Source organism: Acinetobacter lanii, assembly GCF_011578285.1.
GTDB lineage: Bacteria > Pseudomonadota > Gammaproteobacteria > Pseudomonadales > Moraxellaceae > Acinetobacter > Acinetobacter lanii.
Window position 1 is genome coordinate 335,703 of the sequence record NZ_CP049916.1, and the last position, 12,296, is coordinate 347,998.

At 42.4% G+C, this 12,296-nt stretch carries 10 protein-coding genes and 1 pseudogene; 5 read left to right on the forward strand and 6 right to left on the reverse strand.

Going from position 1 to position 12,296, the window contains the following annotated elements; genetic code table 11:
- Positions 1–6 precede the first annotated feature (6 nt).
- The 4 genes and pseudogenes from G8D99_RS01510 to G8D99_RS01525 form a co-directional block, all read right to left on the reverse strand.
- Positions 7–999: a DnaJ C-terminal domain-containing protein gene (locus tag G8D99_RS01510; protein WP_166321987.1), complete on the reverse strand. Its 993-nt coding sequence runs from the start codon at positions 997–999 to the stop codon at positions 7–9.
- Positions 1,000–1,185: 186 nt separating this feature from the next.
- Positions 1,186–2,061, reverse strand: a complete 876-nt coding sequence (hslO, locus tag G8D99_RS01515) for an Hsp33 family molecular chaperone HslO (protein ID WP_166321989.1) — start codon at positions 2,059–2,061, stop codon at positions 1,186–1,188.
- Between the two features lie 175 nt (positions 2,062–2,236).
- A pseudogene (locus G8D99_RS01520) lies at positions 2,237–3,992 on the reverse strand (monovalent cation:proton antiporter-2 (CPA2) family protein); the annotation flags it as partial.
- 118 nt (positions 3,993–4,110) lie between these two features.
- The gene (locus G8D99_RS01525) at positions 4,111–6,333 is read right to left on the reverse strand and encodes a primosomal protein N' (protein ID WP_166321993.1); all 2,223 of its coding nucleotides are present in this window, start codon (positions 6,331–6,333) and stop codon (positions 4,111–4,113) included.
- A gap of 150 nt (positions 6,334–6,483) precedes the next feature.
- Here G8D99_RS01525 and gspF point away from each other — a divergent pair, with 150 nt between their 5' ends.
- From gspF to G8D99_RS01540, 3 genes are all read left to right on the forward strand, one after another.
- Positions 6,484–7,689, forward strand: a complete 1,206-nt coding sequence (gene gspF, locus G8D99_RS01530) for a type II secretion system inner membrane protein GspF (RefSeq protein ID WP_166321995.1) — start codon at positions 6,484–6,486, stop codon at positions 7,687–7,689.
- Positions 7,690–7,770: 81 nt separating this feature from the next.
- Positions 7,771–8,208 carry a type II secretion system major pseudopilin GspG gene (gspG, locus tag G8D99_RS01535; protein WP_166321997.1) on the forward strand — a complete coding sequence of 146 codons (438 nt, stop codon included), beginning with the start codon at positions 7,771–7,773 and terminating at the stop codon, positions 8,206–8,208.
- A 281-nt stretch (positions 8,209–8,489) separates the two neighbouring features.
- On the forward strand, positions 8,490–8,825 hold the full coding sequence (locus tag G8D99_RS01540) for a hypothetical protein (protein WP_166321999.1): 336 nt from the start codon (positions 8,490–8,492) through the stop codon (positions 8,823–8,825).
- 73 nt (positions 8,826–8,898) lie between these two features.
- Here G8D99_RS01540 and lnt read toward each other — a convergent pair whose 3' ends face one another.
- Both lnt and G8D99_RS01550 read right to left on the reverse strand, forming a co-directional pair.
- A complete protein-coding gene (gene lnt, locus G8D99_RS01545) occupies positions 8,899–10,458 on the reverse strand; it encodes an apolipoprotein N-acyltransferase (protein ID WP_166322001.1) in 1,560 nt (519 codons plus the stop codon).
- The gene (locus G8D99_RS01550) at positions 10,455–11,294 is read right to left on the reverse strand and encodes an HlyC/CorC family transporter (protein WP_166322003.1); all 840 of its coding nucleotides are present in this window, start codon (positions 11,292–11,294) and stop codon (positions 10,455–10,457) included. The genes lnt and G8D99_RS01550 overlap by 4 nt, the downstream gene beginning before the upstream one ends.
- A gap of 227 nt (positions 11,295–11,521) precedes the next feature.
- On the opposite strand from G8D99_RS01550, the gene G8D99_RS01555 reads away from it, so the two are divergent.
- Together G8D99_RS01555 and tusA are read left to right on the forward strand one after the other, a co-directional pair.
- Positions 11,522–11,956 carry a hypothetical protein gene (locus G8D99_RS01555; protein WP_166322005.1) on the forward strand — a complete coding sequence of 145 codons (435 nt, stop codon included), beginning with the start codon at positions 11,522–11,524 and terminating at the stop codon, positions 11,954–11,956.
- 60 nt (positions 11,957–12,016) lie between these two features.
- Positions 12,017–12,271: a sulfurtransferase TusA gene (tusA, locus tag G8D99_RS01560; protein ID WP_166322007.1), complete on the forward strand. Its 255-nt coding sequence runs from the start codon at positions 12,017–12,019 to the stop codon at positions 12,269–12,271.
- The last annotated feature ends 25 nt before the right edge of the window (positions 12,272–12,296 follow it).

A 12,296-nucleotide genomic window follows, 5' to 3' on the forward strand; every position in this document is an offset into this window, starting at 1 on the left:
TCTCCTTTAATGGGATCGAGGATTAAAGTGCGAGAAGGCTTTGGCTAAATCTTCATAGGCATGCACTTGCTGTTCAGTTTCGGCTTTCGGATAAACAATATTTAAAATCAGATATAGATGCCCCGGCACTTTGGCCGGAATGCCTTTGTCTTTTAGGCGCAGTTGTTTGCCATAGACCGTGTTTTTGGGAATACCGACTTTGACCTTGCCGTTGGGAGTATTGACTTCAATTTCTTGACCGAGTGCGGCTTCCCATGGACTGATGTCAATGTTGTAGTAAATGTCGGCACCTTCGACACGAAGTTTGTCGTCTTGTTTATAGTGAATTTGAATATAAAGATCACCGGCTTCACCGCCATTGATACCGGCTTGTCCCTGTTTCGACAAACGAATTTGTTGACCTTCTTTCATGCCTTTAGGGATTTTGACTTGTAAGGTTTTGCGCTGAACTTCAGGTTCACCATAGGCATTGTAGGTGGGAATTTGTAAGGTAATATTTTGCGTTGCACCCTGAAAAGCGATCTCGAGATCCACTTCTATGCTGGCATGTTGGTCTTCTCCGCGAAAACTTTGTTGTCTTGAACCATTCGAATATTGTTGATATTGCCCGCCACCAAAACCTTGGCCAAAGCGTCCAAACAGATCTTCAAAACCACTGAAATCTCCCCCTTGAAAACCGCCTTGCGCATTGCCTTGATGAGCACCTTGCTGATAGCCTTGATCGAATCCTTGTCCAAAGCCTGAATGCGTATCTGAACCACCACCATTAAAGCCATAGGCAGCTTGTGGATGATCAAGTTCAAAGTCGTATTGTTTCTTTTTTTCAGCATCACCTAAGGTGTCATAAGCCACATTAATTGCCTGCATCATTGCTTCGGCATTGGCTTCTTTACTGACATCAGGATGATATTTTCGTGCCAATTTTCGGTAAGCTTTTTTAATGTCTTCCGCACTGGCTTGCCGTGAAATCCCAAGGTCATCGTAATAATTTTTTGCCATAGTGTGGTCAATATTTTTGTTTAAGTTTTGATCATTATGAGCCGAGTTTGAATGGCTACAGTATTATCATTGGGTATCTAATTGTTTCAATTTTTTGCAAAAAAAAGAGTGCGAACTAACACACTCTTTCGGTTTTTTTCAGGATCTTAGCAAGCTGATGGCTTAGCTTTGTGGATCCGATAAGGTTTAACTTAAATGTTCACCGAATAGTCCTAAGGCTTCTTCAGCACTAAAGCTATAACGGGTTTGGCAGAACTGACAATCCATGGTAATTGGATTTTGTTCTTCCAAAGTTTCACGCACAGAATCTACACCAATTTGAATTAACGCATCGGCACAACGCTGTTTCGAGCAGGTACAACCGAAATGCAGTTGTTCCGCTTCAGGCAGACGTACTTCTTCTTCGTTATATAAACGATAAAGAATTTCTTGCGCATCCAAATCGGTTAATTCTTCAGCTTTCAGTGTTTCGGTCAACATGGTTAAACGTGGCCAAATGTCTTCATCAACACGTTGCTGTTCTTCTTCATTGTTACGCGGTAACAATTGAATCAGTAAGCCGCCTGAGCGTTGTTCTGAACTTGCTAGAACAATACGGGTTGGAATCTGTGCAGACAAATCGTAATACTGCATTAAACATTTGGCTAAATTCGGTTGATCAAGTGGCACAATCCCTTGATAACGTTCACCAAACTCCGGCTCAATATTGATAAACAAAACTGGATTAAGCAAAGTCGACAGTACGGTCGAGCTGCTGCTGGCTTCAGCAAAACGGTCATCCGCTTCGTAGTCTGCTAGGGCACGCACTTCACCCAAGTGATTACATTCAGCCATCGCCCATTTTAATGAACCTGATGCTTGAATCTGAAGACTAATACGTCCTTTGATTTTCAATGTGCTGGCCAATAACGCCGTTGCACTGAGCATTTCACCCAAAAGAATTTTCACCGCAGGTGCATATTCACGTTGCAATAAAATGGTTTTTAAAGCGTCTTCGAGATGAACCACTTCACCACGCACAGGGCTATTTTCAATAAAAAAACGTTGACGTAAATCAGACATAAAATTCTCCAAATCCCTGCTTAGATGGTGATTATATTGCAAATCACAAGTTAATTTTCTTCATCACGACAAACATTGATCTCATCAAGCCGATCTTTATCTTTAAGTTGTTGATTTCGCACAGACGTCACATCGGGTTGATGTTGTAAATTGGGCTCTAAGTGTTCAAAGTTTTTTGAGTCACTTTCAAAAATATGTTCAAGTTCTGCTAAAAAGTTACGATAACTCTCATAGACTTTTTGTTCATCGGTATAAATTCGTTGCTGTTCATTGATCAGTTGTTCATCATAATCACGGAACAACTCAATACTGTCATGGGCTTCTTGTTCAGGCACATCGAGTAAACATAAAGCACGGTAGGCCATCCCCAGTGAAGACAAATAAGTTTCTCGCCAAATATGCTCAATGCCGAGATCTTTGAGTAAATGCATATGATAGCGATCACGGGCACGTACCAACAGCAACAGGTTGGGGTAATTCAGTCGAATATGCCGTGCCACATTCATTGACACTTCAACGTCATCCACCGCCAAGATAAAAACTTTGGCACTTTGAATGCCTGCAGAACGCAGCAACTCTGGTTGGGTGGCATCGCCATAGTAGAGCTTACCGCCAAACTTACGCACGAAATCAATCCGCTCCAAATTGTTATCAATCGCGGTAAACGGGATGCGTTGCATATGCGCCAAACGTGCAATGATTTGTCCGACTCGACCAAAACCGGCAATGATCATTGGAGGATGTTGATTGGGGATGTCATCGTATTCCGGTTCAACATGTTGCTCAAACAGCGGTACCAGCCATTTGTTCACCATCCAAAATAAAATCGGGGTGAGTGCCATAGACAACGTCACAATCAGAATGATTGGATCCATAATGGCTTGAGTAATGACTTTTTCGCTTTTAGCGACGGCCAAGACCACAAAGGCGAATTCTCCGCCTTGTGCCAAGCACGCCGCAATCATCGCGCTTTGTCCCCATTCATATTTGAAGTAACGTGCCACAGCGAGCATTACCGTAGCCTTGATTGCCATCAGTAACACAGCGCCACCAATAATCAATAATGGCGTATCCACAATTAAATCCAACGGTGTGGTCATCCCCACCGTCATAAAAAACAGACCCAGCAATAATCCCTTGAATGGGGTGATACTGGCTTCAAGTTCATGGCGGAACTCAGAATCAGCCAATAAAACGCCAGTTAAGAAAGCACCCAAAGTCGTAGATATGCCGAGTACATCCATCAGCATCACCACCGCAATCACAATAAATAAGCCTGCAGCCGTAATCAGTTCAGTGGCACCACTTTGCACAATAAATCTGAAAAAAGGACGCATCACATAACGGCTAAATAAAAATAGCCCGCTAAAGGTCGCCACAATCGCTGCAAAGTAAGCAATACCGTGATGACTGCTTTGACCGCCTGCGAGCAGGGGAATCACCGCAATCAACGGAATCGCAGCGATATCTTGAAACAGTAAAATGGAAAAGGATTGCTGACCGTGGGTGCTATTCAGTTGCTGTTTTTCTGCAAGCAGTTGCAATACAAAAGCGGTTGAAGATAAGGCAAGGGCAAAACCAATCACAAAGCTGGCAGAGAAATCACGTTGAAACAGCAACCATGTGGTGGCCATTAACACGATTCCTGTGATCAGCACTTGCGCCGTCCCCACCACAAAAATCGAATGACGCATTTGCCAGAGGCGTTGTGGACGTAACTCTAAACCAATCAGAAACATCAGTAAGATCACACCAAACTCTGCCAAATGGGTAATGGCAGTGGAATCCTGTGCAATATTCAGCACATTTGGACCGAGGATGATACCGGTAAATAAATAGCCCAATACTGTCGCAATACCCAAACGTTTTCCCAAAGGCACCAGGATTAACGCTGCACCTAAGAACAGGGTGATTTGAAGTATTAACGGCATGTACTCATCCTAAGTTTAATTATTGATCTGACTTGATTGTAATGCTGAACCACAATGCCATGTATAAAAATTTGTTGATCGGACACAGGGTTCCACATTCAATCATCAAACCCTCAATTTAACTCAGTTCTTGTGGGTCGACATCAATACTGACTTTCATGCTCGAGGGCTTGTAATGCAACACCTGTTGCCACCATTCTCGGACATAGAAATGCATTTTGGCACGATCCTGTGATAGCAATACTACATGTGCTTGGTAGCGACCGGCTTTACGTTCCATGGGCGCAGGAATCGGCCCCCAAATATCGATCAAATCGCCCGCATGTTGTCTTAACAGTTGGGTCATCTCGGTTAAAAACCGTTGATTATCTTCTTGGTTTTTAGATTCACAACGTAACAATACCGCATAGCGACAAGGCGGCATCAGTGCCAATTGACGGTCGGCCAAGGTAGCTTTGGCAAAAGCACGGTAGTCTTTATGAATCAGGGTATTAAATAGCGGATGATCAGGACGAAGTGTTTGTACATACACCTCACCTTTTTTATCGCCCCGTCCTGCACGACCTGCCACTTGTATGATCAGTTGCGCAGTACGCTCAGTGGCACGAAAATCGACACTGAGCAAACCTGAGTCGATATCCAAAATCGCCACAAGGGTGACATAAGGAAAATGATGCCCTTTGGCCAACATTTGGGTGCCCAATAGAATCATCGGTTCACTTTGATGAATTTGATCATAAATCTTTTGCCAACTGCCGACCCGAGAAGTGGAATCTCGATCGACCCGAAGCACTGGATGATCGGGAAACAGTTCATTCAGGCTTTCTTCAACCTTTGCGGTGCCCATGCCAATCGGCTTTAAGGTTTGCTGATTACACTGAGGACAGGCATCAGGCACACGGTTGATGGTGCCACAATGATGACAATGCAAATGCTCATACGGCTTTTTATGCAGGGTAAAGTGTGCATCACAGTGCGGACAATTGGCTTGCCATGCGCAGCTTTCACAAATCAGCACAGGGGCATAACCGCGACGATTCAGGAAAATCAGCACCTGTTCTTTTTTGTCCAAACGGATTTGGATTTCTTTGATCAGTGTGTCTGAAATGCCATGCTGCTTCTTGGCAATTTTTAGATCAATCAAATGCATTTTTGGCATCAACGCCCCACCGGCACGATGATTCAATTGCAAATGGGTCAATTTGCCCTGTTGTGCCAAAGAGAAACTGTCAATGCTCGGTGTGGCTGAACCTAAAACAATCGGACATTGCTCTAAATGCGCGCGGTACATGGCAACATCACGGGCATGATAGCGAAAGCCCTCATGCTGTTTAAAAGACAGGTCGTGCTCTTCATCTAAAATGATCAAGCCCAATTTGGGCATAGGGGTAAACAGCGCAGAACGTGTACCTAAAATAATCGAGGCTTTCCCTGTTTGTGCATGTTGCCAAGCTTGTAAGCGTTTCGAGTCATTCAATCCCGAATGTAATAGCGCAATGTTGCAATGAAAACGAGATTGAAAACGGCTAACCGTCTGTGGGGTCAGTCCAATTTCGGGCACCAACACCAATACTTGTTTGCCTTGTTTCAGCACCTCATGCATGACTTGCAAATAGACTTCGGTTTTACCACTACCCGTCAAACCATCGAGTAAAAAACCTTGATATTTGTTTTGTGCTTTTAAAATCGTTTGAATCGCTTTTTTTTGTTCATCGTTGGCGGTCAACGGCATTTGTGCCAATTGCAACGGTTCTGGGCTGAAATTTTGGTTTTCTAATTCACAGCGGATAATGCCTTTTTTTTCAATCGCTTTTAAAGTTGCAGTTTCGATGCCACTTAAATTCAAAATCGTTTCTAAAGTCCCATGCGGATGCAACTTTAAAACTTTATAGGCTTCTTGTTGTTTTTCAGAGCGTTTGACTTTGGCTTCTGCATGTTCATCTAGCACTTTCCATGTACGCGCCAAAAGATTATACGGTTTACCTTGGCGCAATAAAGTCGGCAGGGCGGTATGCATTACTTCACCGATCGGGAATTGATAATATTGCGCTGCCCAGCCCGCTAATTTTAAAACCTTGTCATCGATAATGGCATGATCATCTAACAGCTCAGTGATGGCTTTTAGCTGAAAGCGTGGATCGATTGGGGTATCTGGGCTGAGTTTTTCAGTCACCACACCCGTCAGATGTTGACGGCCAAAAGGCACGGCAACACGTGCCCCAACTTGAATCTGATCATATTCAACTTGTGAGACTTTATAGTCAAAACAATCATAGACATGCACAGGCACAGCAACACGAATGCGGTAAAGATCTGAGCTATTTAAACAAGTATTTGTCATAAGTTAGACGAATTCGCTAGTTGAAAAATGATCGTGAAGGGTGATGGCTTATGCTAAAGTGTGCTGTCATTTAGCACCAAGAATATGAATGATTTTAGTGGTCTGAAGCAACAGTGATGACCAAATAATTTGGAAAACTAGAGCATTATAATGCCTGCATATCAATATATTGCCATAGATGCATCAGGGAAGCAGCAGAAAGGCGTGTTAGAGGGTGATTCAGCACGTCAAATTCGACAACAACTCAGGGACAAGCAATGGATTCCTGTGCAAGTCGATGCTGTCGAGCCAAAAGACAAGCAGCAGTCGAGTCGTTGGTTTCAGAAAAAATTTACCGCTTATGACTTGGCACTCATGACCCGTCAATTGGCGGTGTTGGTGGCAGCCGGCATTCCTTTAGAGGAAGCGCTTCGCGCCGTGACCAAACAAAGTGAAAAATCGCATGTGCAAAATATTCTGTCCTCAGTGCGTTCTAAAGTCATGGAAGGGCATTCGCTTGCACAAGGCATGCAACAGTCAGGGCGCTTTCCCGATCTGTATATTGCCACCATTGCAGCAGGTGAACGTTCAGGGCATCTCGATCTGATATTAGATCAATTGGCGGATTACACTGAAAACCGCTTTGCCATGCAAAAGAAAATTCAAGCGGCCATGATCTATCCGATCATTTTGATGATTATGTCCTTTGCGATTGTTATGGGGCTGATGACTTATGTCGTGCCGGATATCGTCAAGACTTTTGATCAAAGTAAGCAAGCTTTGCCATGGATTACCGTGGTGATGATGAAGTCCAGTGAAATCATTCGTCAGGCGTGGCCTTTTATGTTGGTGGCATCTGCCCTCGGTATTTTTCTATTAATGCGATTTCTAAAAACTGCAGCCGGCCATTATGCCTTTGATCGGTTGATTTTGAAAATGCCGTTGTTTGGTAAATTGTCACGAGGCATTAATGCTGCCCGTTTTTCCAGTACCTTATCGATTTTGACCCAATCCGGTGTGCCTTTGGTCGATGCATTGAAAATTGGGGCAGCGGTCAGTAGCAATTGGGTCATCCGAGATGCGGTTAATGTGGCAGCGGAGAAAGTCACAGAGGGCGGTAACTTAGCCTCGCAACTGGAACGCTGCGGTTATTTCCCCCCGATGATGGTACAAATGATTAAAAGTGGTGAAAGCTCAGGTGAGCTCGATCGGATGTTAAAACGTGCTTCAGATATGCAGGATCGTGAAGTCACCACACTGATTTCAACCTTATTGGCACTACTCGAGCCTTTAATGTTGGTATTGATGGCAGGTATCGTTTTGGTGATTGTGATTGCGGTGATGTTGCCAATCGTCAATATGAACAATATGATTTAGCGCAATCCTATTTCGATTAAATCATCTACAGTATTTTAAAATTGAATCTAAAAAATTAGACCGAATAGTCGAGAGATATTGATGCAACGGAAGACAAAACAAATGAAACAGTCAGGTTTTACTTTAATTGAAGTCATGGTGGTGATCGTGATTTTAGGCGTATTAGCGGCATTGATTGTGCCCAACGTGATGGGGCGGGGAGAAAAAGCCAAAGTCGATACCACACAAATTACCTTGAAAGGGGTGGCTGGGGCATTGGATCAATATAAATTGGACAATAACCATTATCCAAACATGCAAGAAGGTGGTCTCGATGCTTTGGTGAATCAGCCGGCTTCTGCAAAAAACTGGTTGCCGGGCGGTTATGTCAAAGGCGGTTACCCGAAAGATAGCTGGGACAATGACCTGCAGTATGTGATTCCAGGCTCAGAAGGTCGTACCTTTGATTTATATTCTTTTGGTGCCGATGGTAAGCAAGGTGGCGAAGGAAATGATGCCGATCTTTATTATCAGCCTTGATTAAGAATCATTCTAAATTAAATTTGATGGGATTAATCAATTCATTGAATCGAATAAATAAAGATTAAGTGAATTGATAATCCTTCCTATTTAATAAAATAATCATAATATACTGATAAATAATAGAATATAAAAATATATTGAGTTGAGAGTTAAAATAAGAATTATTCCCATATTGAATGGTTACAATAAATCCAAATCATGAATCAATATAGACTTTTTATTTAAAATAAATCTTGCATAATAGCACTCATAACAGGGATTAAATAAAGGAGGGTGCGATGAAAACAGTATTATTGTCAGATCAAATCAATCAATGTCATTGGTCGATGCTGAAATCTGTTGTTTTGATTCTTAGCCTTCTTCCACTGAGTCATTTCTTTATGAATCTTTGGCAATCGACTGAGGGCAGTAGTCAGATTATGATTGGCTTTATGGTCATCAGCGTATTTAGTGCCTGTTCGATCATCAGTTTTTATGCTGCTTTAAATGCCACTGTGATGCCGATTGAACAAACTGAAGCTTCAGCGTTTGAACGTGCTGTGGTGAAGGTGTATCGCTATATTCCAATGCTGAGTTTAACTGGCATGATGTCGTTTTTAGCGACTCAGTTCTAAATGAATTTTATTATATTGAATTATAGAAAACCGAGGCATTGACCTCGGTTTTTTCATTGCAGATTTAGATTGTCTAGCGACGCGATTTAAAACTCACATCCACTTTACGTGGGCGAAAGCGGAAACCAATCAGCAACAACAACGCTGAGAAAATCAAAATCGGCCAATCGCTGAGTCGGTTATACAGGGTTCGACCTTCAAAGGCAGGCAAATCACCACGCAGTACCGCTTTTTGATCGGTTGGCGCTTGTTTAACAATATGCCCTTGTTCATTGATAAATGCCGTCACACCCGTATTGGTAGCACGAATAAACCAACGCCCATTTTCTTTGGCACGCATTTGTACCATTTGTAAATGTTGTAAAGGTCCAGCAGTGCCTTTAAACCACGCATCATTGGACACGGTGACCAAGAAATCACTGTCGACTGCATTGCGACGAGTCAGGTTTGGATAAGCCACTTCATAGCAAATCGCGGCCGCCAAATGATGACCTTTAATGTTAAAAGGTTTCTGATCGCTGGCACCTTGAGAAAAACCACTCATGGATGGGTCATTTTGTAGGGCAGGTAAAACCCAACTCAAGAAACCTGAAAGTGGAATATATTCACCAAAGGGCACCAAACGTTGTTTTTTATACAGACCAAATGCATCACTACCTGATGCCATCATGGCATTGTAATACATCGGGTAGCCCTGAACCTTGGACTCTTCAAGATCCCAATAGGGAATGCCGGTCACCCATGCAGTATGAGTGCTTTGGGCTTGATCATCCATCGCAGACAAGAACATTTTAATGTCGGATTGGAACAGTGGAATCGAAGATTCAGGCCAGACAATCAGGTCTCGTCCCCATTCACTACGGCTCAAGTTGGCATAAATTTCTAAGGTTTTGACTTGATATTCGGTCAGCCATTTTAAATCTTGCGGAATATTGCCCTGAATGAGTGAAACAGATAATGGCTTTTCTGCTTTGGGTTCCACAAACTGAATGAATGAAACCGCCCAAGCACCGAGCACTAAAAGTGCCGATGGAATCAGCCAAAAGACACGTTTACGTAAAACTTCGACCAAGGCTGCAGCAAGCAGAATAACGACAAAAGAAACCGCATAGATACCGAACAAAGGCGCATAGTTATCAAGCAGGCGTTCGGTAAAGGCATAGCCGGCAAACAACCATGGGAACCCAGTAAAGACCCACGTTTTCGCCCACTCGAAAAATACCCAAATTGGCGCAAAGGTCAATGGAGTTTCAGGAAAGAAACGACGATAGAGCCAAGTTTGGATGGCGGTAAATAAACCCATGACTAAGGCCATGATCGCAATCATGAGCACGCTTAAATAGGCATTGGTATCGCCATAGACATGGATTGAGGTATACAGCCAAAACGCACCCACAAACCAGAGCCCAAAACCATAGGCCCAACCAATGCCAAAGGCTTGTTTGGCAGAACGTTTATGTAAAGTGGCATACAGCAGGGCAGGCGATAAAATCGCAATCCACCACCAATAAAAAGGGGCCAGTGCCAAACTAAAGATTGCACCCGAAGTGAGTGCAATCAAAAGTGGATAAATCAAAGGGAGTGTTTTTTGTTGTTCTGAAGAATTTAGCAGCTTGTTAAAGTAGGCTCTCATTGACGTACAGCTCGAATCAGATGAATGGTACGGGCATCTGCTTCAACAATGGTAAATGTCCATGCGTCCAATTCAATAATTTGACCCTCTAAATCACTCACCAAGCCAATCTCTTGAAGCAAAAGACCGCCCATAGTTTCTACTTCATCATCTGAAAAATCAGTGTCTAAAACATTATTAAAATGTTCAATCGGTGTAAGTGCTTGGACTAACCATGTATTGGCTGCCTGTGCTGAAGTGTCAGGCACAATGAAGTTGGCTTCTTCATCGATATTGTCATGCTCATCTTCAATTTCACCGACAATTTCTTCTAAGATGTCTTCTAGAGTGACCAAGCCTGAGGTTGTGCCATATTCGTCAATTACAATCGCAATATGGGTTTGGGTATTTTTCAGCATACGCAGCACTTGATCTGAACGTGCGCTTTCAGGGACAAAAATCGGTTGACGCATTAAAGCGTGCACCGTAATTTTTGCATCACGATTGGCCAAGAAAGGCAGTAAATCTTTGGCCAACAAAATCCCAACTACAGTGTCAGGATGATCAGATGAGAACACTGGAAAACGTGAATGTGCAGAGTCAATTAACACCTGCAAAATATCAAGTAATTCATCATCTTCTTGTAAGCTGATCATGGAAGTGCGTGGGGTCATGACCTCACGAATTTTGGTCGCTGGAAGTTCAAAAATCCCTTCAAGCATAGCAACCGTATCAGGTTCGAGTAATCGACGTGAATCTTGTACTAATTTTAACAGTTCATCTCGGGTTTCTGGCGCTGTGCCTAGCCATTTGCGTAAACCGCGCATACCCCATGATGTGCCTGATTCATCGTGCATGATCTTTCCTAAAGACTCTTTCAAATTAAAATATAATTTTTATCATACCGTAGAAAATACAGATGTCTATCTCTATCCATGAACCAAAAGATGAAACTGTTCGGTGTCGATGAAAACAGATGAATAATGTGATTAAATTTAGTCGATAAATTCTATTCAAAGCATAAGACAAAACAATGATAAAAAGACTTATTCTGATCTTTTGTGCAATGATAATCACGAATCTAGTGGTTGCACAAACAGAGCTACAGCAGTATTCCTCTTCGAATACCAACACTGAAAAAGTTCAAGAATATAGTGATGAACCGTATTATTTTATTCATGCATTTCATGGTGTTCATGCCGAGTTTTTAGGTGGGTGTGGTAAAGCGCTTCAGAGTTTAAATAACGTTAAAGCTCAACAGAGAATTCATGAGCCAACCCTAAAGAAGTCAATCGCTTATCACTTGAACACAGATCAAGAGTTTACTGCGATGACATTTAAAATCGAGAATCAAACAATTTATGCAACGATTTTCGATCAAGTATTTCATAAACGCTATTGTCGTAGTGATATTCTGAAACCTCTAAAGGTTTCAATTAATGGTTTCCAAGTCGACATTCAAAACGTAAATAAATATCAGCAGCAGGTGATTATCACTAAGGTGAAAGCAATAGACTAGATAGGATGTCAGTCATAGGCTTATGTTAAAATAGTTTGAGTTGAAAAAATGAGTTTAAATATGTCTGATACATCTACAGCTACAATTCAGTTAAATACTCGAGGCTTACGTTGCCCTGAACCTGTAATGATGCTGCACCAAGCGATTCGTAAATCAAAATCAGGCGATATTGTTGAAGTCTTTGCCACTGACAATTCAACCTCATGGGATATTCCAAAATTCTGTATGCATTTGGGTCATGAATTGTTGCTTCAAGAAGAATGTCTCGATGAACAGGGCAATAAAGAATTTCATTACTTGGTCAAGAAAGGCTAAGAGATGATTATTAATTTAGGAACTC